General features: G+C 44.5%; 34 protein-coding genes. 32 read left to right on the top strand and 2 right to left on the bottom strand.

Translation table 11 applies throughout. From position 1 onward, the window contains the following. Positions 1 to 11: 11 nt before the first annotated feature. The 32 genes from rplV to EGM68_RS22580 all read left to right on the top strand — a co-directional run bounded on the left by rplV (position 12) and on the right by EGM68_RS22580 (position 19,060). A complete protein-coding gene (rplV, locus tag EGM68_RS22735; protein ID WP_007432578.1) occupies positions 12 to 344 on the top strand; it encodes a 50S ribosomal protein L22 in 333 nt (110 codons plus the stop codon). 13 nt (positions 345 to 357) lie between these two features. Beyond that, complete coding sequence (gene rpsC / locus EGM68_RS22730; protein WP_007432577.1) at positions 358 to 1,023, top strand: 30S ribosomal protein S3; 666 nt, start codon at positions 358 to 360, stop codon at positions 1,021 to 1,023. Positions 1,024 to 1,025: 2 nt separating this feature from the next. Further along, on the top strand, positions 1,026 to 1,460 hold the full coding sequence (gene rplP, locus EGM68_RS22725) for a 50S ribosomal protein L16 (RefSeq protein ID WP_007432576.1): 435 nt from the start codon (positions 1,026 to 1,028) through the stop codon (positions 1,458 to 1,460). Next, positions 1,450 to 1,647: a 50S ribosomal protein L29 gene (gene rpmC / locus EGM68_RS22720; protein WP_007432575.1), complete on the top strand. Its 198-nt coding sequence runs from the start codon at positions 1,450 to 1,452 to the stop codon at positions 1,645 to 1,647. The genes rplP and rpmC overlap by 11 nt, the downstream gene beginning before the upstream one ends. Positions 1,648 to 1,697: 50 nt before the next feature. Further along, positions 1,698 to 1,961: a 30S ribosomal protein S17 gene (rpsQ, locus tag EGM68_RS22715; protein ID WP_007432574.1), complete on the top strand. Its 264-nt coding sequence runs from the start codon at positions 1,698 to 1,700 to the stop codon at positions 1,959 to 1,961. 34 nt (positions 1,962 to 1,995) lie between these two features. Further along, the gene (gene rplN, locus EGM68_RS22710; RefSeq protein ID WP_007432573.1) at positions 1,996 to 2,364 is read left to right on the top strand and encodes a 50S ribosomal protein L14; all 369 of its coding nucleotides are present in this window, start codon (positions 1,996 to 1,998) and stop codon (positions 2,362 to 2,364) included. Positions 2,365 to 2,400: 36 nt separating this feature from the next. After that, entirely contained in the window at positions 2,401 to 2,754 is a 354-nt protein-coding gene (gene rplX / locus EGM68_RS22705) for a 50S ribosomal protein L24 (protein ID WP_013312155.1), read from the top strand. 31 nt (positions 2,755 to 2,785) lie between these two features. Beyond that, on the top strand, positions 2,786 to 3,331 hold the full coding sequence (gene rplE, locus EGM68_RS22700) for a 50S ribosomal protein L5 (RefSeq protein WP_007432571.1): 546 nt from the start codon (positions 2,786 to 2,788) through the stop codon (positions 3,329 to 3,331). A gap of 75 nt (positions 3,332 to 3,406) precedes the next feature. Beyond that, a complete protein-coding gene (locus EGM68_RS22695) occupies positions 3,407 to 3,592 on the top strand; it encodes a type Z 30S ribosomal protein S14 (protein ID WP_010348808.1) in 186 nt (61 codons plus the stop codon). 32 nt (positions 3,593 to 3,624) lie between these two features. Further along, positions 3,625 to 4,023: a 30S ribosomal protein S8 gene (gene rpsH / locus EGM68_RS22690; protein WP_007432570.1), complete on the top strand. Its 399-nt coding sequence runs from the start codon at positions 3,625 to 3,627 to the stop codon at positions 4,021 to 4,023. 33 nt (positions 4,024 to 4,056) lie between these two features. Next, a complete protein-coding gene (gene rplF / locus EGM68_RS22685; RefSeq protein ID WP_013373263.1) occupies positions 4,057 to 4,599 on the top strand; it encodes a 50S ribosomal protein L6 in 543 nt (180 codons plus the stop codon). A 115-nt stretch (positions 4,600 to 4,714) separates the two neighbouring features. Then, positions 4,715 to 5,083, top strand: coding sequence for a 50S ribosomal protein L18 (rplR, locus tag EGM68_RS22680; protein ID WP_007432568.1), 369 nt, complete (start codon positions 4,715 to 4,717; stop codon positions 5,081 to 5,083). Positions 5,084 to 5,110: 27 nt separating this feature from the next. Next, the gene (rpsE, locus tag EGM68_RS22675) at positions 5,111 to 5,608 is read left to right on the top strand and encodes a 30S ribosomal protein S5 (protein ID WP_013373261.1); all 498 of its coding nucleotides are present in this window, start codon (positions 5,111 to 5,113) and stop codon (positions 5,606 to 5,608) included. 12 nt (positions 5,609 to 5,620) lie between these two features. Beyond that, positions 5,621 to 5,806 carry a 50S ribosomal protein L30 gene (rpmD, locus tag EGM68_RS22670; protein WP_013373260.1) on the top strand — a complete coding sequence of 62 codons (186 nt, stop codon included), beginning with the start codon at positions 5,621 to 5,623 and terminating at the stop codon, positions 5,804 to 5,806. Between the two features lie 43 nt (positions 5,807 to 5,849). After that, complete coding sequence (gene rplO / locus EGM68_RS22665) at positions 5,850 to 6,290, top strand: 50S ribosomal protein L15 (RefSeq protein WP_013312149.1); 441 nt, start codon at positions 5,850 to 5,852, stop codon at positions 6,288 to 6,290. Then, the gene (gene secY / locus EGM68_RS22660; RefSeq protein ID WP_013373259.1) at positions 6,290 to 7,588 is read left to right on the top strand and encodes a preprotein translocase subunit SecY; all 1,299 of its coding nucleotides are present in this window, start codon (positions 6,290 to 6,292) and stop codon (positions 7,586 to 7,588) included. The genes rplO and secY overlap by 1 nt, the downstream gene beginning before the upstream one ends. A 90-nt stretch (positions 7,589 to 7,678) precedes the next feature. Then, positions 7,679 to 8,323 (top strand): adenylate kinase, encoded by a 645-nt coding sequence (locus EGM68_RS22655; RefSeq protein ID WP_013373258.1) that lies wholly within the window; start codon positions 7,679 to 7,681, stop codon positions 8,321 to 8,323. Positions 8,324 to 8,328: 5 nt separating this feature from the next. Further along, positions 8,329 to 8,868: a M24 family metallopeptidase gene (locus EGM68_RS22650; RefSeq protein WP_040102792.1), complete on the top strand. Its 540-nt coding sequence runs from the start codon at positions 8,329 to 8,331 to the stop codon at positions 8,866 to 8,868. A 9-nt stretch (positions 8,869 to 8,877) separates the two neighbouring features. Beyond that, the gene (locus EGM68_RS22645) at positions 8,878 to 9,186 is read left to right on the top strand and encodes a KOW domain-containing RNA-binding protein (RefSeq protein ID WP_013373256.1); all 309 of its coding nucleotides are present in this window, start codon (positions 8,878 to 8,880) and stop codon (positions 9,184 to 9,186) included. A gap of 2 nt (positions 9,187 to 9,188) precedes the next feature. Further along, positions 9,189 to 9,404 (top strand): translation initiation factor IF-1, encoded by a 216-nt coding sequence (gene infA, locus EGM68_RS22640; RefSeq protein WP_006212898.1) that lies wholly within the window; start codon positions 9,189 to 9,191, stop codon positions 9,402 to 9,404. Between the two features lie 118 nt (positions 9,405 to 9,522). Beyond that, positions 9,523 to 9,636 (top strand): 50S ribosomal protein L36, encoded by a 114-nt coding sequence (gene rpmJ, locus EGM68_RS22635; protein ID WP_003333770.1) that lies wholly within the window; start codon positions 9,523 to 9,525, stop codon positions 9,634 to 9,636. Positions 9,637 to 9,657: 21 nt separating this feature from the next. After that, entirely contained in the window at positions 9,658 to 10,026 is a 369-nt protein-coding gene (rpsM, locus tag EGM68_RS22630) for a 30S ribosomal protein S13 (protein ID WP_007432560.1), read from the top strand. Positions 10,027 to 10,045: 19 nt separating this feature from the next. After that, entirely contained in the window at positions 10,046 to 10,441 is a 396-nt protein-coding gene (rpsK, locus tag EGM68_RS22625) for a 30S ribosomal protein S11 (protein ID WP_007432559.1), read from the top strand. A 135-nt stretch (positions 10,442 to 10,576) separates the two neighbouring features. Next, positions 10,577 to 11,521 carry a DNA-directed RNA polymerase subunit alpha gene (locus tag EGM68_RS22620; protein ID WP_013373254.1) on the top strand — a complete coding sequence of 315 codons (945 nt, stop codon included), beginning with the start codon at positions 10,577 to 10,579 and terminating at the stop codon, positions 11,519 to 11,521. Between the two features lie 34 nt (positions 11,522 to 11,555). Then, positions 11,556 to 11,921 (top strand): 50S ribosomal protein L17, encoded by a 366-nt coding sequence (rplQ, locus tag EGM68_RS22615; protein ID WP_013373253.1) that lies wholly within the window; start codon positions 11,556 to 11,558, stop codon positions 11,919 to 11,921. A gap of 151 nt (positions 11,922 to 12,072) precedes the next feature. Beyond that, positions 12,073 to 12,858, top strand: a complete 786-nt coding sequence (truA, locus tag EGM68_RS22610; protein ID WP_025365929.1) for a tRNA pseudouridine(38-40) synthase TruA — start codon at positions 12,073 to 12,075, stop codon at positions 12,856 to 12,858. 183 nt (positions 12,859 to 13,041) lie between these two features. Further along, complete coding sequence (gene rplM / locus EGM68_RS22605; protein WP_013373251.1) at positions 13,042 to 13,479, top strand: 50S ribosomal protein L13; 438 nt, start codon at positions 13,042 to 13,044, stop codon at positions 13,477 to 13,479. Between the two features lie 20 nt (positions 13,480 to 13,499). Further along, a complete protein-coding gene (gene rpsI / locus EGM68_RS22600) occupies positions 13,500 to 13,892 on the top strand; it encodes a 30S ribosomal protein S9 (protein ID WP_013373250.1) in 393 nt (130 codons plus the stop codon). A gap of 1,239 nt (positions 13,893 to 15,131) precedes the next feature. Then, positions 15,132 to 15,824 carry a phosphoadenylyl-sulfate reductase gene (locus EGM68_RS22595; protein WP_040102793.1) on the top strand — a complete coding sequence of 231 codons (693 nt, stop codon included), beginning with the start codon at positions 15,132 to 15,134 and terminating at the stop codon, positions 15,822 to 15,824. A 55-nt stretch (positions 15,825 to 15,879) separates the two neighbouring features. Further along, positions 15,880 to 17,049, top strand: coding sequence for a sulfate adenylyltransferase (gene sat / locus EGM68_RS22590; RefSeq protein WP_129550059.1), 1,170 nt, complete (start codon positions 15,880 to 15,882; stop codon positions 17,047 to 17,049). Between the two features lie 68 nt (positions 17,050 to 17,117). Next, positions 17,118 to 17,894, top strand: coding sequence for an N-acetylmuramoyl-L-alanine amidase CwlD (cwlD, locus tag EGM68_RS22585; RefSeq protein ID WP_129550058.1), 777 nt, complete (start codon positions 17,118 to 17,120; stop codon positions 17,892 to 17,894). Positions 17,895 to 17,953: 59 nt separating this feature from the next. Continuing rightward, a complete protein-coding gene (locus EGM68_RS22580; RefSeq protein WP_013373245.1) occupies positions 17,954 to 19,060 on the top strand; it encodes an Mrp/NBP35 family ATP-binding protein in 1,107 nt (368 codons plus the stop codon). A gap of 33 nt (positions 19,061 to 19,093) precedes the next feature. Here the strand turns inward: EGM68_RS22580 and gerD are convergent, their stop codons facing one another. Beyond that, on the bottom strand, positions 19,094 to 19,825 hold the full coding sequence (gene gerD, locus EGM68_RS22575; protein ID WP_013373244.1) for a spore germination lipoprotein GerD: 732 nt from the start codon (positions 19,823 to 19,825) through the stop codon (positions 19,094 to 19,096). A 106-nt stretch (positions 19,826 to 19,931) separates the two neighbouring features. After that, positions 19,932 to 20,711: a polysaccharide deacetylase family sporulation protein PdaB gene (gene pdaB / locus EGM68_RS22570; protein WP_058712130.1), complete on the bottom strand. Its 780-nt coding sequence runs from the start codon at positions 20,709 to 20,711 to the stop codon at positions 19,932 to 19,934. Positions 20,712 to 20,793 lie beyond the last annotated feature (82 nt).

The following is a 20,793-nucleotide window of genomic DNA, read 5'->3' as shown; positions in this document are numbered from 1 at the left end:
GAGGTAACTCAATGGAAGCAAAAGCACATGCTAAATCCGTGCGGATTTCCGCTCGCAAAGTGAAACTTGTTATCGATTTGATTCGTGGCAAGCAGGTAGGTGAGGCGATTGCAATTCTTCGTCACACTCCGAAATCCGCTTCTCCAGTCGTTGAGAAATTGTTGAATTCTGCTATCGCGAACGCAGATCACAACTACTCTATGGACGTAAATAAATTGGTAGTGTCTGAGGTTTTTGTAAACCAAGGTCCTACAATGAAACGATTCCGCCCGCGTGCAATGGGTCGTGCAAGCCGCATCAATAAACGCACCAGTCATATTACTCTGGTGGTATCTGAAAAATAAGGAGGGAAAACGTGTGGGCCAAAAGGTAAATCCCGTCGGACTCCGAATCGGTATTATCCGTGATTGGGAATCCAAATGGTATGCAGGCAAAGATTTCGGTGATCTTTTGCTGGAAGACGTTAAGATTCGTGAGCATCTGAAGAAAAGATTGAAAGACTCCGCTGTATCCCGTGTTGAAATCGAGAGAGCAGCTAACCGTGTCAACGTAACGATTCACACTGCGAAACCAGGTATGGTTATCGGTAAGGGTGGTTCCGAAGTTGAAAATCTGCGTAATGAAATCACTAAAATCGCAGGCGGTAAAAAGGTACACATCAATATCTCTGAAATTAAAAATCCTGAACTGGATGCAATTCTTGTTGCTGAAAGCATTGCACAACAATTGGAACGTCGTGTTTCTTTCCGTCGTGCGTTGAAACAAGCAATTCAAAGAACTATGCGTTCCGGTGCAAAAGGAATTAAAACTCAAGTAGGCGGACGTCTTGGCGGTGCCGAAATCGCTCGTTCCGAAGGATACAGCGAAGGAACTGTTCCACTGCATACACTTCGTGCTGACATCGACTACGGTACAGCAGAAGCTCATACTACTTATGGCCGTCTTGGCGTAAAAGTATGGATCTATCGTGGAGAGGTTCTTCCTCCAGCTAAGAAACAAGCTCCTCAGGAAGGAGGCAACTAATCATGTTGGTACCTAAACGCGTAAAACATCGTAAACAACAACGTGGTCACATGAAGGGTCGTGCAAAAGGCGGTACTACACTGAACTTTGGTGAGTACGGTTTGCAAGCTACTGAACCAGCATGGATCACTAACCGTCAAATCGAAGCTGCTCGTATTGCGATGACTCGTTACATCAAACGTGGTGGTAAGGTTTGGATTAAAATTTTCCCTGACAAACCAATTACTCAAAAGCCTCTTGAGGTTCGTATGGGTAGTGGTAAAGGTAACGTAGAAAAATGGGTTGCAGTAGTGAAACCAGGTAAGATCATGTTTGAACTTGCTGGTGTACCGGAAGAGATTGCTCGTGAAGCAATGCGTCTTGCCGCTCACAAACTGCCAATCAAAACTAAGTTTGTGAAACGTGAAGAATTGGGTGGTGAAGCAAATGAAGGCTAGTGAATTCCGCAACCTTACCACTGCTGAAATCGAACAAAAGATCTCTGGTTTTAAAGAAGAACTTTTCAACCTTCGTTTTCAACTCGCTACCGGTCAGCTTGATAACCCGACTCGGATCGGTGCTGTGCGTAAGGAAATTGCTCGTGCTAAAACTGTGATCCGTGAAAGAGAACTTGGGATTAGCTAAGATATTAGACCGGGTGGAAATTCCGCCTGTAATTAGGAAGGAGGCCAACAATGAGCGAACGTAATGCCCGTAAAGTATTAGTCGGTAAAGTAGTCAGCGACAAAATGGATAAAACGATTGTGATTGCTGTAGAAACTTACAAAAAACATGATCTCTACCATAAACGCATTAAAGTGACTAAAAAATTCAAAGCTCATGATGAAAACAACACTGCACAAATCGGTGATACTGTTAAAATCATGGAAACTCGTCCTTTGTCCAAAGACAAAAACTGGAGACTGGTCGAAATCGTTGAAAAAGCTGTTATAATCTAATGTAGTGTAGTTTTTCCGAAAGGAGGATAAATAAATGATTCAACCATTTACACGTTTGACTGTGGCTGACAATTCCGGCGCGAAGGAACTGATGTGTATCCGTGTGCTCGGTGGTACGGGACGTCGTACAGCTCAAATTGGTGACCTGATCGTTTGTTCCGTAAAACAAGCAACACCAGGCGGCGTTGTCAAAAAGGGTGATGTAGTAAGAGCGGTTGTCGTTCGTACTAAACGTTCTATCCGCCGTAAAGACGGTTCCTACATCGGATTTGATGAGAACGCAGCAGTGGTCGTTAAAGAAGACAAGAGCCCACGCGGTACTCGTATTTTCGGACCAGTTGCTCGCGAACTTCGTGATAAAGACTTCATGAAAATCGTTTCCTTGGCTCCGGAAGTGATCTAAATTCACCTTAAAATGTGCCCGTAGGAGGTGTACGAAATGCCAAAAGTGAAAAAAGTTCTGGAATCCCATAACAACAAGCTGCACGTCAAAAAAGACGACACTGTTCTGGTGATTACAGGTAAAGATAAAGGTAAAAAAGGTCGCGTTATCGCTGCTTACCCTCGTCAAAACCGTGTGCTTGTGGAAGGTGTTAACATGATTAAGAAACACCAAAAGCCTAATCAGTTGAATCCACAAGGCGGCATCATCGAGAAAGAAGCTCCGATTCACGTTTCCAACGTTATGCACATTGATCCGAAGAGCGGAAAAGTAACTCGTGTGGGTTACAAGGTTTTGGACAACGGAAAAAAAGTGCGTATTGCAAAACGTTCAGGCGAAGTGATCGACTAATTATTTTTTGAAGAAAGGAGGACTATGATTCATGGCAACAACAAGAATGAAAGAACGTTTCTTGAAAGAAATCACTCCTGCTTTGATGCAGAAGTTCAACTATACAACAGTGATGCAAGTGCCTAAAATCGAGAAAGTTGTAATCAACATGGGTGTTGGCGACGCAGTCCAAAACTCCAAAGTACTTGATTCGGCTCTCAACGACATGCAGCTGATCGCTGGTCAAAAACCAGTTATCACTCGCGCAAAAAAATCTATTGCAGGTTTTAAATTGCGTGAAAACATGCCGATCGGTGTAAAGGTAACACTTCGTGGCGAGCGTATGTATTATTTCTTGGACAAATTGTTCAACATCACTCTCCCTCGCGTACGTGACTTCCATGGCGTATCAACAAAAGCTTTCGACGGACGTGGTAACTACACGCTTGGTTTGAAAGAACAGTTGATCTTCCCGGAAATCGAGTACGATCAAGTTGATAAAGTTCGTGGTATGGATATCGTTATCGTAACGACTGCCAAGACTGACGAAGAGTCCCGTGAGCTTCTGACTCAGCTGGGCATGCCTTTCGCGAAATAATGTTGGCATAACGTTTCGGGCGTCTGATTTAAAGACACCCTGTTCTCCGAAACTATTTAGGAGGTGTCAGGCTAAGTGGCAAAAACTTCAATGAAAGTCAAACAACAACGCGCACCAAAGTTTAAAGTTCGTGCTTATACTCGTTGCGAACGTTGTGGTCGTCCACATTCGGTGCTGCAAAAGTTTAAGATCTGCAGAATTTGCTTCCGTGAATTAGCTTATAAAGGCCAGATTCCTGGCGTGAAAAAAGCAAGCTGGTAAAAAGTCCTGTTTGGGAAGGAGGTTTATACACAATGACTATGTCTGATCCAATTGCAGATATGCTTACTCGTATTCGTAACGCGAACACTGTTCGCCACGAAACAGTAGAAATGCCTGCATCTACAATGAAAAAACAAATCGCCGACATCCTGAAACGTGAAGGATTCATTCGTGATGCGGAATTTGTTGAAGATAGCAAACAAGGGATCATCCGTATTTTCTTGAAATACGGTGCGAACAACGAGCGTGTTATCACAGGTTTGAAAAGAATCAGTAAACCAGGTCTTCGCGTTTACACGAAGAGCAATGAGATTCCACGCGTACTGGGTGGACTCGGGATCGCAATCATTTCAACATCCAAAGGTATCATGACCGACAAAGAAGCACGTCAGTCCAAAGCCGGCGGAGAAGTGGTTTGCTACGTTTGGTAATTTAACGTTTAAAAGATAGGAGGTGCAACAGATATGTCCCGTATTGGTCGTAAACCAATCACAGTACCAAGTGGTGTTGACGTGACTTTGAACAACACAGTGATCACAGTTAAAGGTCCTAAAGGAACATTGACTCGTGAGCTTCATAAAGACATGTCCGTTACTGTGGAAAATAATGAAATTAATGTAGTTCGTCCTTCGGACAACAAGCTTCACCGCTCTTTGCATGGAACAACCCGCAGCGTTGTTAATAACATGGTAAGTGGTGTAACTGAAGGCTTTTCAAAATCTCTGGAGCTGGTTGGGGTCGGATATCGTGCAAGCAAATCCGGAGATAAAATCGTTCTGAACGTTGGATACTCTCATCCGGTTGAAATTTCACCGGAAGCGGGCATCGAATTCGAAGTTCCTTCGAACACTAAAATCATCGTTCGCGGAATTGATAAAGAGCGCGTAGGTGCCTATGCTGCTAAAATCCGTTCCGTTCGTGAACCTGAACCGTACAAAGGTAAAGGGATTAAATACGAAGGCGAGCGCATCATCCGTAAAGAAGGTAAAGCCGGTAAGAAGAAATAAGTTTCTTACCGACTTTTGTGCGGTCTTTCTACTGGAAAGACTTGTACTTCTTTTTTACCCAGTGCGTCTTAGTATAAAGTTTTAAAAGGCAAACTGAAGGGAGTGAAAACTTGAGATGATTACAAAACAAGATAAAAATAAAGCGCGTGTCAGAAGACATCTGCGTGTACGTAAGAAAATCGAAGGTACGGCTGTACGTCCTCGTTTGAACGTATTCCGCTCTTCCAAGCATATCTACGCACAACTGATTGATGATGTTGCTGGTGTAACATTGGTTTCTGCATCCACTATGGATAAAGAGCTGAGCAGCGAAATCAAAAACGGTGGTAGTGTAGAAGCAGCTCGTAAGGTTGGCGAACTCGTTGCTAAACGTGCGAAAGAAAAAGGCCATGCTAACATCGTATTTGATCGTGGTGGATACTTGTATCATGGACGGATTCAAGCTTTGGCTGATGCAGCTCGCGAAGCAGGCCTTGAATTCTAAGACATTTCTCAAAAGGAGGTTAACGACTTGCGTGTAGATCCGAATACTTTGGAACTGACTGAAAGAGTAGTAAATATTAATCGTGTAGCTAAAGTTGTCAAAGGCGGACGCCGTTTTAGCTTCAGTGCTCTGGTAGTAGTGGGCGACGGCAACGGCTGGGTAGGCGCTGGAATCGGTAAAGCGGGCGAAGTACCTGATGCGATTCGCAAAGGTATTGAAGATGCTAAGAAAAACCTGGTTCACGTTCCACTCGTAGGCACAACAATTCCTCACCTTGTTACAGGTAAGTTCGGTGCTGGCCGGGTTCTGTTGAAACCGGCATCGGAAGGTACTGGGGTTATCGCTGGTGGTCCAGTTCGTGCTGTTCTGGAACTTGCTGGTGTAGGTGATATCTTGACAAAATCTTTGGGTTCTTCGAATTCCATGAATATGGTCAATGCGACTTTGGAAGGTTTGTCCCGCTTGAAACGCGCTGAAGATGTTGCTAAATTGCGCGGCAAATCCATCGAAGAGCTGCTGGGCTAAGGAGGGAATATCATGGCGAAATTAGAAATTACCCTCGTTCGTTCGTTGATCGGCCGTCCTGGTACTCAGAGAACGACTGTTAAAACGCTCGGCTTGCGTAAAATCAACCATAAAGTAGTTCAACCCGACAATGCAGCGATTCGCGGGATGATTAATCAAGTTAGCCATTTGGTTTCTGTTAAAGAAATCGAGGCTTAAGAAATAAAGTATTTTAACAATAATCAAGGAGGTGCAACGAACGATGAAGTTACATGAGCTTTCCCCAGCTCCAGGCTCCCGCAAAGAACGTAAGCGTTTGGGTCGTGGTCCTAGTAGCGGTACGGGTAAAACTTCTGGTCGTGGTCATAAGGGTCAAAACGCTCGTTCCGGCGGTGGTGTACGTCCGGGCTTCGAGGGTGGTCAAAACCCACTGTATCGTCGCTTGCCTAAACGCGGTTTCGTAAATCCTACTCGTAAAGAGTATGCGGTTTTGAATATCGAAGATTTGAACAGTTTTGCAGCGGGTACAGAAGTAAGCCCTGAGTTTTTGCTGAACAATGGTATTGTGAAGAACGCGAAATCCGGAATTAAAATTCTGGGTAACGGTGAAATCACTGTGAAATTGACAGTTAAAGCGAACAAGTTCTCTCAATCTGCGGTAGAGAAAATTGAAGCTGCCGGCGGTAAAACCGAGGTGATCTAATGTTCAAGACCCTGAAAAATATATGGCGGGTTGAGGATCTTAGAACCCGAATCCTGTTTACCCTGTTTATACTCTTTGTATATCGTATTGGCTCCTTCGTGCCGGTTCCCGGTGTGAATAAGCAAGTCTTTACTTCTCAGGATCAGGCAGGAAGCGAGTTGTTTGGACTCCTTAACACCTTCTCAGGGGGCGCATTGTATCAGTTTTCGATCTTCGCCCTCGGGATTATGCCATATATTACAGCGTCCATCATTGTACAGTTGCTGTCAATGGACGTGATTCCGAAACTTGCGGAATGGGCTAAACAAGGAGAGCATGGTAAAAAGAAATTGGCTCAAATTACACGGTATGGTACTGTAATACTGGGCTTAATCCAAGCATTCGGAACGTCGATTGGTTTCAATCGACTGTACGGTGCAGCAATGATTCCAGGTGCTACTTTTGCCGATTATCTGGTTATTGCCATTGTGCTTACAGCAGGGACTACGTTCCTTATGTGGCTCGGTGAGCAAATTACCGAAAAGGGAATCGGTAATGGTATCTCTATTGTAATCTTTGCAGGGATCGCGGCAGGTATTCCAAGACATATTCGGACGATTGTAGAATCTCAGTTTATTCAAGCAGATCAGCTGTTTATGAATATCCTGAAGGCAATTATCATTGCCTTGGTGGTTGTTCTGATTATTGTGGGTGTTATCTACATCCAACAAGGTATTCGGAAAATTCCAGTACAATACGCTAAACGTGTAGTTGGCAACAAGATGTACGGTGGCCAGAATACGCATATTCCGATGAAAATAAATGCGGCAGGCGTTATTCCGGTAATCTTTGCGGTATCATTGCTGCAATTCCCGACAATTATTGCGAGTTTCTGGGCAGATCATGCTTGGGCTAAGTGGATTACCACTTACTTGTATTATGACAAGCCGCTGGGCATGGTTTTGTATGTCGTAATGATTATCGGTTTCACATTCTTCTATACCTTTGTACAGATGAATCCGCAGCAAATGGCCGACAACATGAAGAAAAACGGCGGTTATATCCCGGGTATTCGCCCAGGTAAAGCTACTGAGAAATACTTGACACGAGTAATGTCACGTTTGACAATGACAGGAGCTTTGTTCCTGGCAGTCATATCCGTTTTGCCGGTATTCTTCGGTTCGCTTTCGGGCTTGCCTCGTTCCGTGCAAATTGGCGGTACTTCATTGCTCATCATTATTGGTGTAGCATTGGATACGATGAAGCAAATCGAAAGCCAACTGATCAAACGCCATTACAAAGGCTTCATCAACAAATAGGCAATAGGTACCGGCATAGGATGTTCGCATGCTTACCGGCACCTTTTGTGCTGTTTCTTGTGTAGGGGTCGTCTTGAGGAGTGACAGATTGTGAATATTTTGATCATGGGCCCTCCGGGGGCTGGTAAAGGTACACAAGCAGATGTCATTGTGAAGGAGTTCGGCATTCCTCATATCTCGACAGGTGATGCGTTTCGCCTAGCGATGAAACAGGGAACACCTATTGGCATTAAAGCCAAAGAGTATATTGACAAGGGTGAACTTGTTCCGGATGATGTAACAATCGGTATCGTTGAAGAACGACTACAGCAGCCGGATTGCAAGAAAGGTTTCTTGCTAGACGGTTTTCCAAGAACTTTAGCTCAAGCTGAAGCCTTGGATCAAATTTTGGGTCGTTTGAACACGAAGCTGGATGATGTCATCAACCTGAAAGTGGATCGTGACAACTTGTTGGCACGAATCACAGGACGGCGAGTTTGTAAAAGCTGCGGAGCTAGCTATCATATTGTCTTTAATCCTCCTAAGGTTGAAGGCATTTGCGATAAAGACGGTGGTGAACTCTATCAGCGTCCTGACGATAACGAAGATAGCGTAAGAACACGACTTGACGAATATAGTAATAAAACAGCACCACTCCTCACGTTTTATGAGAACCAGAATCTTCTGCGTCATATTGACGGAGAACAGGATATTGATGTGGTTTCCCAAAATATCGTGTCCTTGTTGCGGGGTTAGCTGTAATGATCATTTGCAAGTCGGGGACGGAATCAAGCTTTATGAGGAAAGCTAGGAAAATGAATTCGGCAACGAGTCATTTCTTAGCAGGACACATCGAGCCCGGTATTACGACCGGTGAACTTGATCATTTAGCTGATCGGTATATTCGCAGTCAGGGAGCTGTGCCGTCTTTTAAAGGTTATAACGGTTTTCCTGCTAGCATTTGCGCTTCAGTCAACGAACAACTGGTGCACGGATTTCCCGGCAAACGCAAGTTAAACAAAGGCGATGTCCTTACAAAAACTCGCCAGTTTACAATGTCGCATGCCATTCGGCAATATATTGAGAATCCAAACCGTGGTATTTCCGAGCAGGGACCGAGACTGAAAACCGGCATTGTGCTGGCTATTGAATCAATGATTCCAATAGGTACTCACCTTGTAGGGACGCTAGAAGACAACTGGACGGTCGTTACGATGAACGTAATCTCTTGTGCTCCTTATGAGCAATTGGTGACGGACGAAGCGGACGACATGGACATTTTCACGAAACTGAGTGCGTAGGTGATTGGAATGAATCAGCAAGGAAACCTGCAAATCGGTCAGCTGGTGAAGATTCTGAAAGGCAGAGGTGCCGGACAGATTGCGGTTGTCGTTTCAATAGCAGATAGCAGGTTTGTGTATATTGCGGATGGGGATAAACGAAAGTTTGATCAAGCGAAGAAGAAAAATGTTCTTCATTTGGTGCCTCAGCCAAAGATTAGTAGCGAGATTGTAAATAGTTTAAACGAAAGCGGTCGGGTGACGAACGGAAAACTGCGGCATGCAGTGAAAACTTTCCTGGACTCGTCCGAATACCAAGCTGAAGAGAAAGGAGACTGACTTTGGCCAAAGAAGATGTCATTGAGGTTGAAGGTACGGTAATCGAGCCACTGCCGAACGCTACGTTCAAGGTAGAGCTGGAGAACGGTCATCAAATTCTTGCTCATGTTTCCGGAAAGCTGCGGATGCACTTTATCCGTATTTTGACAGGCGACAAGGTGGTTGTACAGTTATCGCCTTACGATTTAACCAAAGGCCGTATAACGTACCGCAAGTAATTCATGCAGGTTTTTATTAAACGTATGTCATTTAAAAAAACTTGTTTTGCTCGGCAAAACGATGTGAATGTTCACGAAGCGAGTTTTACCAGGGTAAAGCTTGGAGGAGGTAATCAACATGAAGGTAAGACCTTCTGTAAAACCTATTTGCGAGAAATGCAAAGTCATTCGCCGCAAAGGGAATGTAATGGTTATTTGCGAAAATCCGAAACACAAACAAAAACAAGGTTAATAGAAGGGGGTGTAGCGTAAAATGGCTCGTATAGCTGGTGTGGATTTGCCACGTGACAAACGCGTTGAGATCGCCTTGACTTACATTTTCGGAATCGGTAAGACGACTTCTCAGAAAATTTTGAAGGAAACAGGCATCAGTGCAAACACGCGTGTTCGTGATTTGACTGAAGATGAAGTGAGCAAATTACGTGAAACGATCGACAAAGAAGTTAAAGTAGAAGGCGATCTGCGTCGTGAAATTTCCTTGAATATTAAACGTCTGACTGAGATTGGCTGCTACCGTGGTGTTCGTCACCGTCGTGGATTGCCTGTTCGCGGACAACGTACTAAAACTAATGCTCGTACCCGTAAAGGTCCTCGTCGGACTGTAGCGAACAAGAAGAAATAAGAAGGGAGGATAACATTCAATGGCTAAACCGAAAAAAGTTGTACGCACAAAACGCCGTGACCGTAAAAATATCGAGAGTGGTGTGGCACACATCCGTTCCACGTTCAACAACACGATCGTTACGATCACAGATCCACACGGTAACGCAATCTCTTGGGCCAGCTCAGGCGGCATGGGATTCCGTGGTTCCCGTAAATCTACTCCATTCGCAGCGCAAATGGCCGCAGAAACTGCTGCTAAAGCTGCTATGGAACACGGCATGAAGACAGTCGAAGTCATGGTTAAAGGACCTGGTGCAGGTCGCGAAGCAGCAATCCGCTCTTTGCAAGCTGCTGGTCTGGAAGTTAACCTGATCAAAGACGTAACTCCGGTACCTCATAACGGATGCCGTCCTCCAAAACGTCGTCGCGTCTAATGAGATTTCTCCTCTGAGTGTAGTATAGATCCGGCACAAACTGCCAAGAATGGATGTTTAGGTATACTGCATGATAGACTATGGATAAGGTGAATGTTTCATATAGGAGCGACGTTTTGAAGGAGGGATATTGCAGTGATAGAAATCGAAAAGCCGAAAATTGAGACGGTTGACGTCAATGATGATGGCACCTATGGAAAATTCGTAGTAGAACCGCTGGAACGCGGATACGGTACGACGCTTGGGAACTCGCTTCGCCGTATTCTGTTATCCTCGTTACCGGGGGCAGCAGTCACATCGGTTCAGATCGATGGGGTTCTGCACGAGTTTGCAACGGTTCCCGGTGTGAAGGAAGACGTAACGGAGATCATTCTGAACTTGAAAGCTTTATCGCTTAAAATCCACTCAGATGAAGAGAAAGTACTCGAAATCGATGCGGAAGGCGAAGGAGTTGTAACGGCAGGTGATATCCGTGCGGATAGTGATGTGGAAATTCTTAATCCGGATCTTCACATTGCAACGCTCGGACCGGGTTCGAGACTTCACATGCGTATTTTTGCCAATCGCGGTCGCGGTTACGTTAAGCAGGATCGGAATAAACGTGATGACCAGCCGATCGGCGTCATTCCCGTCGACTCCATCTACACTCCGATTGCACGCGTGAACTACGGCGTAGAAAATACGCGTGTCGGCCAGGTTACGAATTATGACAAGCTGACACTTGAGGTTTGGACTGACGGAACTATTCGTCCTGAAGAAGCTGTGAGCCTTGGAGCCAAAATTTTGACCGAGCATGTGATGCTATTCGTGGGTCTCACGGATGAAGCAAAAGATGCAGAAATTATGGTCGAAAAAGAAGAAGACAAAAAAGAAAAAGTTCTTGAAATGACGATCGAAGAGCTGGATCTCTCCGTCCGTTCCTATAACTGCCTTAAGCGCGCTGGTATCAATACGGTACAAGAACTCACGACTAAATCTGAAGAAGATATGATGAAGGTCCGTAACTTGGGTCGCAAATCTTTGGAAGAAGTACAAGAGAAGCTCGAGGAACTTGGTTTAGGACTTCGTACGGAAGAATAGCACAGCAACGTTTTTGTGAAGGAGGGGAAACTACATGGCATACCAAAAATTGGGCCGTAATTCTAGTGCCCGTAAAGCTTTGTTTCGTGATTTGGTAACCGATCTGTTCTTGTATGAGCGTATCCAAACTACTGAGGCTAAAGCGAAAGAAGTTCGTTCTATTGCTGAAAAACTGATCACCAAAGCGAAAAAAGGAGATCTGCACGCACGTCGTCAAGTGGCTGCGTTCGTTCGCCGTGAAACTTTGGATGGTGAGCAGGATGCAATCCAAAAGCTGTTTAGCGAATTGGCTACACGTTACAATGAGCGTCCAGGTGGATACACTCGTATCCTGAAACTGGGACCTCGTCGTGGCGACGCCGCTCCAATGGTATATCTGGAATTGGTTGACCGCGCGTAAACAGGCGAAGATGAGGGAAGGGTGGACAGAATCGGCTTGATTCTGAACAACCCTTTTTTTCTCTTGGAGGAGTCCTTGAGGGGCTTCTCCTTTGTTATGTTCGGTTATTTCCTGTAAGGCCAGAGAATACCCCTACAAAGGTGTGAGAAGCATGCGGAACTTGTGCATGAAGGTGAACTATGATGGAACCCACTATGATGGCTTTCAGACGCAGCCTAGTGGCAACACTATTCAGGACTGCCTTGAAAATGCTATATACTCATTGACGGGCGAACGTCTGAAAATTACGGGCTCAGGACGGACAGATGCAGGTGTGCATGCATACGGGCAGGTATTCAATTTTCATACTGAATCGCCGATTCCGATACATCGCTGGTGTCTGGCACTTAATGCCTGGCTGCCTCGTGATATCATCGTTACGGATGCGAGAGAGGTGCCACTGTCCTTTCATGCACGCCGCATGGCGAAGCGGAAGACGTATCGGTACAGTATTAATGCGAACCGGTTTCCAGACATCTTTCACCGTCGTACACAGGCCCATCATCCAACGAGTCTGGATGTAAGAGCGATGGAAAAGGGGTTGGCTCATTTAGTGGGCACCTTTGACTATACTTCGTTCGCATCTCGACGTTCCCAAAAGACGAACCATGTTCGCACTATTTACGAAGCCTATATAACGGTAGACCATTCCTTTTCGCGTCCAGGGTCGGATGATCAGGGAATTATTCATACGTATATTACAGGTAGCGGATTTTTGCAGCACATGGTCCGGATTATAATGGGGACTTTGCTGGAAGTGGGAGAAGGCAAAAAATCGCCGGATGATATTCCTTCCATTTTGGAAGCAAAAAACCGTTCAAAGGCCGGACCTACTGCCGTTGGACATGCTTTAACGCTCTGGAATGTAGAGTACGAAGAAAACATCAAAAAACATTGATTTTTCCCTTGCAGAATTGATGGTTATCCTGTAATATAAAAGTTGTGTTTTCTTAATGGCTTTCCCACAGCCCCAATTAAGATAATCACTTTATAGCAACATCTAATCCATCAATAATGCAGCAACTTAACGAACGAAGATAAATGATGATTTCTGTTAACGAACTTAAGGAGGATACTTTTCATGCGTACTACGTATATGGCGAAGCCAAATGAAGTTGAGCGCAACTGGCACATCATTGATGCCGAAGGCAAAACGCTCGGCCGTCTGGCAAGCGAAGCGGCTGCGTTGATTCGCGGCAAACACAAGCCACAGTTTACACCACATGTGGACACAGGTGATTTTGTTGTTGTAATCAATGCGGAGAAAATCGTATTGACCGGTAAAAAAATGGAGAACAAGAAATACTATCGTCACTCCCTGCACCCAGGTGGTCTGAAAGTAACAGTTGCACAAGATATGGTTAAGAACAAACCTGAACGTATGTTGGAATTGGCTGTTCACGGTATGCTTCCTAAAACTCGTCAAGGCGACAAAATGAAGCTGAGACTTAAAGCTTACAGAGGTACAGAACATCCACATGCAGCACAAAAACCTGAAGTTTACGAACTTCGCGGATAATTAAAAGGGAGGACAGTTTCATGGCACAAGTACAATACTATGGGACAGGTCGTCGTAAACATTCGGTAGCTCGTGTTCGTCTCGTACCGGGTGAAGGACGCATTGTCATCAATAAGCGTGATATTAATGAATATTTCGGTTTGGAAACTCTCAAACTGATCGTAAAACAACCACTGAATCTGACAGAAACACTTGGCAGCTATGACGTACTCGTTATCGCTCATGGTGGTGGTATCTCTGGTCAAGCAGGCGCAATCCGTCACGGTATTTCCCGTGCTCTGTTGAAAGCAGACCCAGAATTCCGTCCAGCTTTGAAAAAAGCAGGATTCTTGACTCGTGACCCACGTATGAAAGAACGTAAAAAGTACGGTCTCAAAGCCGCTCGTCGTGCACCACAGTTCTCGAAACGTTAATATTTCGAATACAGAAGAACCTTTTCCTTATGGAAAGGGTTCTTTTTTATTTAGATTATTTGCTGCTCATTAACCACATGTGGATAAATGGATCTGCACTAGAGTTTTATTGCTTCATCTGCTCTGCGATACATAAATAAGCGCATATACTGTCTGGAATACGTAAGTTATCCACGATGTTACTAAAGTAGGTATAGTTATGCACAAATATAGTTTGCTATTTTAACACGGTTTATCCTGTAATGTTCACAACCTGTGACTAATTAAAAAGATCAGAGAATTTTTTTGTTTTCCCAATTTGATAAAAGCTTATATATCTTCTGGTTGAGCAATGGCTATTCTATCCTGTGTAGCTGTTTTGGTGACGTCCAGGATACAGCAAGGGATACATCGTTTAGCTTATGCGTACTAGCTGTAGAGCAATCTCTAGCCTACTACTGCCCATCTCCTCGGCTACCGTATTGCAGCGATGATGAGGAGTTTTTATAACCATTGAGAACGAGCCTATAATAGGGCTCCAGTTACGTTAAGGGCTTATTTGTGCCCCAATGTATTAATTCCTCTTGAAGGGCTGCTGTGAGCGCTATAGGAGTGGATAGAGGCTTATTAGCGATTTGGGTGCCATTTCTTTTTAATATTCCTTAATAAAAGTACGATTAGTGTCAGAGCTGGTTTACCTTGAGTTGATGCCGGCCACGTACGCTTCATCTTTGAATGAAAATGAAAATAAGATGTTCGATCCCTAAATATATCTCCTTGTACAAATTCAAGGATAATCATGGATCTATGGAACGACGCTTTTATCCTCAGCTATTTTCATCTGATCATAATAATCAAATCTAGTCAGGAATACGATGGCAACCGCGTAGCGGATATATCTTTGGCACTGGTGGAGTAGAGAAAGCATCTTCATTGACCTAAAATATTTACGTTCAGGCATACCCTCTGCTATAAATAGTTACTTTTAGTTATGAAGCAACCTAAGGACAATTTTCAAACGTATGATATAAGAATATTTTATATAAAGCCAATGAACTTGATTGGATATGCAGGAGAGCGTTAAAGAATGCTGACAGAACAACGTTCCTGCATCATGCGAGAGAATAAATGTTTACAGTATGACGATTTTGCTTGGATTGACAATGGATATGAAAGTTTTATACTGTACTTAATCTTATTAGTTTAGTCGGCTTTGGAGCATCACTTATTTATGAATCTTCATATGGAGGCGCATTGATAATGAATTTATTGGAGAAAGAAGCGTTGATTAGAGTCAAGGCAAGTGAACTGGAAGAGGCTACGCCGGAAGAAATTATCAAGTATGCAGTTCATACATTTCCCAACCTTACCTTTGCTTGTAGCTTCGGAGCAGAAGATGTAGTACTAGTAGATATGCTTCAAAGAATTAGCCCTTCTACCGATATTTTTTATTTAGATACCGACTTTCATTTTCAAGAAACTTACGATACGCGAGATCAGATGAAAGCTAGATACAATTTGGATTTTGTTAGAGTTTCTCCCTTAATGACTCCAGAAGAGCAAGCAGCGGAGCATGGAGAGGAGCTGTGGAAATCAAATCCTAATGCATGCTGTGGTATCCGCAAGGTTGAGCCGCTGACACGCATTCTGTCTCAATACGATGCATGGATTACCGGTATCCGTCGCGATCAGGCTCCTACGCGTGCGAATGCAAAAAAGGTAGAGTATGATGAAAAGTTTGGCCTCGTTAAATTTAACCCCTTGGCGAGCTGGACTTCCGAGGACGTATGGAACTATATTCGCACTCATGAAGTATTGTATAATCCATTGCATGACCGTAATTTCCCCAGTATTGGCTGTGAGCAATGCACACGTGAAGTCCTGCCAGGTGAAGATCCACGTGCTGGTCGTTGGTCAGGGAATGAGAAAACGGAGTGTGGGCTCCATCAATAAAATGGTATATAGGTAGCGCTGAGACTTTATTTATGATATAGAAAGGAAGTGCATTATGACTGCAATTCTTCCGCATGGCGGAACGCTCGTTGACAGAAATATTACAGGACCGGAGCAAGAAGCACTCTTGCAGGCTGCAGGTGAATTGTTTCCTATCCCTGTAAACCCATGGACGATTTCTGATCTGGATTTGATTGGAATAGGTGCCTTCTCTCCATTGACGGGATTTATGAATGAGTCGGATTATCGTTCGGTGGTAACGGATATGCGTCTTGCTGATGGTACAGTCTGGAGTATTCCCATTACTCTTGCAGTAGTAGAAACCATAACCAGTGAACTGAAACTAGGTCAACAGGTGGCTTTGGTGGGGGAAACAGATGGTATCATCTATGCTGTACTTGATATTGAGAGTATTTATCAGGTTGACCAGGCAGAGGAAGCCAGATGTGTATTCAAGACGGATGACCCGGCCCATCCTGGCGTAAACAAATTGTTAGATCGACCTGCTACCTATGTAGGTGGAACGGTGCAAGTGCTGAATCGACCAGAACCTACACAATTTAGCGAATTTTATTACACGCCAGCACAGACACGTAGCCTTTTTGCTGAAAAGGGATGGAAGACAGTGGTCGGTTTTCAAACACGAAATCCGGTACACCGGGCACATGAGTACATCCAAAAAAGCGCGATGGAAATTGTGGATGCTTTATTTCTAAATCCGCTCGTTGGAGAGACCAAGTCAGATGACGTTCCAGCAAATGTGCGTATGAAGAGCTATCTGGTGTTGCTGGACAACTATTATCCGGCTGATCGAGCCTTACTGGGGGTCTTTCCTGCCGCCATGCGATACGCTGGTCCTAGAGAGGCCATTTTCCATGCTATTGTGCGAAAGAACTTTGGTTGCACCCATTTTATTGTCGGAAGAGATCATGCCGGTGTAGGGGATTATTACGGTACCTATGAAGCGCAGGAAATTTTCAAGCACTTTACACCTGAAGAGCTGGGGATTACCCCGTTGTTTTTTGAACACAGCTTTTACTGCACCCAATGTGGAAATATGGCCTCAAGCAAAACATGCCCACATCCTAAGGAGCACCATTTGACGCTCTCCGGCACCAAAGTGAGGGAATTGTTGCGCTCCGGGGTTTGTCCGCCACCTGAATTTACACGACCTGAGGTCGCTCAAGTGCTGATTGAAGGTATGAAAGAATATGTTCATGCCTGAGTTGTACTAACTACACGCCTCGTCCCATATAGATTATTAGTATCTGTATAGGACGGAGGCGTTTTGTTATGCAAAAAAACAATCGTAAAAAAGAGGTCACACTGTGGATTCGCTATCGGACGCTGCAAAAAGTGCTGGTAGGCTGTTGTCTCGCTGTTCTATTTATCATGCTGACATTGTATGAGATACCTGCTTCGAGAGCGTGGATTCATTGGAGTCTACCGCTTACTGGTAAGGTAATTGCTATAGATGCCGGACACGGAGGGCCTGATGGAGGAGCGGTTAGCAAAGAGGGGGTCATTGAAAAGGATATTAATTTGGCGATCGCTTTTTATTTGCGGGATTATTTGCAGCAAGCAGGAGCTGTTGTCGTCATGACACGTGAGGATGATCGTGATCTGGCGCAGCAAGAAACAAAAGGCTACTCCAGAAGAAAAACGGAGGATTTAAAGCAACGGGTACGTATGATTGAGGAGAAGAAAGCGGACCTCTTTTTAAGTATTCATATGAACAGTATCCCGTCGAGCCGTTGGAGTGGAGCCCAGACCTTTTTCGTACCTAATCATGCAGATAACGAGAATTTGGCGTCCTTAATTCAGGAAGAAATCAAGCGCAACTTGGAAAATACGGACAGAGTGGCTAAGACCGTAAACACGGTCTATTTATTAAAAGCACTCAAAATGCCGGCAGCTCTTGTAGAAGTCGGATTTTTGTCCCATCCAGAGGAAGCCAGACGACTGAGTGACGAGAACTATCAAAGACAAGTGGCTGCATCCATATATAAAGGGATTTTGCGTTACAGTGCCGGGGAAAAGGGAACCTCATCAGCACCTGAAGTCAGATAGTGGTATACTGTAAGTGTTTACCACTACGTAAATCAATAAAGCAGAGGTGCTGATTATTCATGCAATCGAGAGAGCAAGTTATAGAGCTACTTCAGCAAGTGCGAGAGCCTCAAACGGGACGCCGTTTGGTTGATCTCCATTTTATTCGGGATGTGGTTGTTAAAGAGGATCGGGTATCATTGACTGCTATTGCCCTGGATAGCCAGGAAGAGACGCGGACAGAACTGGATCGGGAAATCCGGCAGACGTTAGAAAAGGCAGGATTAAGTCACGTCCATATTCGTATTCGTGAGGCATCTGAGTCTGAAAAGTCAGCTATTCAAAATGGAGAGGATACCGAGGAGGTAGCTGATCCGGTATTGACCAAAGGACATGCTGTCGGTATGGAAGAACATGAGCTACTTAACCCAGCATCTGGTGTACGATTTATTGCCATTGCAAGCGGAAAAGGTGGTGTCGGGAAATCGACAGTAGCTGTGAATTTGGCTGCAGCTCTAGCCAGACAGGGTAAGCGAGTGGGATTAATTGATGCTGATATCTATGGATTCAGTGTGCCGGATATGATCGGGGTAGAGGATGTACCTTCTGTCGAAGATGGTATCATTCAGCCAGTGGAACGATTTGGTATCAAGATCATGTCCATGGGCTTCTTTGTTAGAGAAAACAATCCGGTTATTTGGAGAGGTCCCATGCTGGGAAGAATGCTTAGACAGTTTTTTAGTGATGTCGAATGGGGCAAGCTGGATTATATGATACTTGATTTACCGCCAGGTACTGGTGATGTAGCGCTTGACGTACATCAAATGATCCCGCAGAGTGAAGAAATCATTGTCACTACTCCGCATGCGACGGCAGCTTTTGTAGCTGCACGTGCAGGGGCAATGGCCCTTCAAACGGATCATAAGGTCATAGGCGTGGTGGAGAACATGTCCTATTATGTGTCCTCCACGGGAGAAAAAGACTATGTTTTTGGACGGGGAGGCGGGGCGATGTTGGCAGATACACTTCATACGAAACTTTTGGCGCAAATTCCGCTGGGTATCCCAGATAATCATCCGTCAGAAGCTGATTTTTCTCCATCAGTATATAAATCGGAGTCGGCGACAGGAGCTATTTATGATGATATAGCCGCCCAAATTACGAGGTTGCACATGGAATCTAAATAATAAAAAAGGCTGGTTGTTGAACCAGCCTTTTTTTTACTGACCTCCTCCTTGCCCTCCTTCACTACCGCCTTGTTCTCCTTCACCTCCACCACCATCTTGTTTTTGATCCCCAGATCCACCTTGCTCTCCGCCTTTTTTCTCAACCTTAGGTTGAAGTTCTTCTTGAACGACAGTTTTGAGTAAATTCATGACCTCAAGCCGAAAAATCGGATTCTGCATAGCATCATGCATGACTGTCATAGATTGTTTGCGATATTCGGGAGTTTTAGTTAAGTCCATGTACATCTTGGTTAGTTCAGGCGATTTTAGCATCGCTTCAATTGATTTTTGGTAAGAAGGGTCTTTTATAAGCTGCATATGAAGCTGTTTGCTTTGACTGTTGATGGCTTTGGCAAATTCTCCGGCAAAACGCGGATCAGTCATAATTTTTTCGATTTCTTTTTTATATTCGGGTGAGATTAAAGTATCTTTTACTGCGATTTTCATCTGTTCAGCGGATTGCGTGGGCATAAGCATTTTCATTCCCATGCTGCCCCCAGCTCCACCTCCTCCACCACTTTGACCGGATTGCCCCTCTTTTTCCCCGGTTAAAGCTTCTTCTACGGCTTTTTTTCCATCATCACTTTTCAAGATATCGACAACCATCGTTTTCATCTCTTTATAACTGGTCTGGGGAGGTGCAGAACCCTGATCCGAGCCGCAGCCGCTCAGTGCAACGCCCAGCACGCATACCATGCTAACAAATCGCAAACGAGTCCAATTCATGGCCGTATTCCTCCTTTATCATGAATGTGGATAGTATGCGGATGATTGGGGAGAAATATGTCGAGTTGTTTTTGGTTTTTAGCTGAGAACGATGTAAAATAACTCCTTAAAGACCCAGAGCTTGATCGCGAACCTCTTTACCTTTTACTGTACCCTGTTGAAGCAGTTCGGATACAGTCACGAATTCATAGCCTTGTGCCCGCAACTTGTCGATAATGATGGGCAACGCTTCATGAGTTTGTTTGCAAGAATCACTGGCATGAAGAAGGACGATATCACCGGGATGAGCTTTATTTATAACACGGTCGATGATGACCTGCGTACCAGGGTTTTTCCAGTCCAGGGAGTCAGTATCCCATTGAATGGTTTTGTAGCCTAAAGTGCTGGCAACTTGAAGTACCCTTTTGTCAAAGTCACCATTAGGCATGCGGATTAACTTCGGGGATTGTCCAGTCAGCTCGGTTAATGTGGTATGAGCCGTTGAAATCTGTTTACGAATCTCTTCATCGCTTAAGCTGCTATAATTTTCGTGTTTATGGCCATGACTGCCAATCTCAAATCCGCTTTCTTTAATTTGATTCACGAGTTCTGGATGTGTTTTGCTCCAAGGGGCAGAAAGAAAAAAGGTGGACTTGGTCACTTTTTTATCTTCGAGAACTTTTAAAATGGGAGCAGTACGCTTATCCCCCCAGCTAATGTCGAAGGTGAGAGCGATCAGCTTTTTATCCGTTGGTACACTGTAAATGGCAGTTGGCGCTTCCTCGGAAAAGACCGTAACATTATCGGTTTCTACATAAATGACTCCAGCAGTAAAGATGGCCGCTGCCATTACGATCAAGAATCGTTTGATTTTTTTGCCGTTCAATACATAGAAAAAAGAATTCATGGTTAATGCCCCTTTCATCCTAGAAGTGCTTGTTTACTTAAAGCTATGCCAGGGGTTGTCAATTATTCCATTGGACCAATAG

It is taken from the genome of Paenibacillus sp. M-152 (genome assembly GCF_003856555.1).
GTDB classification, from domain to species: Bacteria; Bacillota; Bacilli; order Paenibacillales; family Paenibacillaceae; genus Paenibacillus; species Paenibacillus polymyxa_C.
Note: the sequence above shows the minus strand (reverse complement) of the source record. Positions and strands in the feature narration are given on the sequence as shown.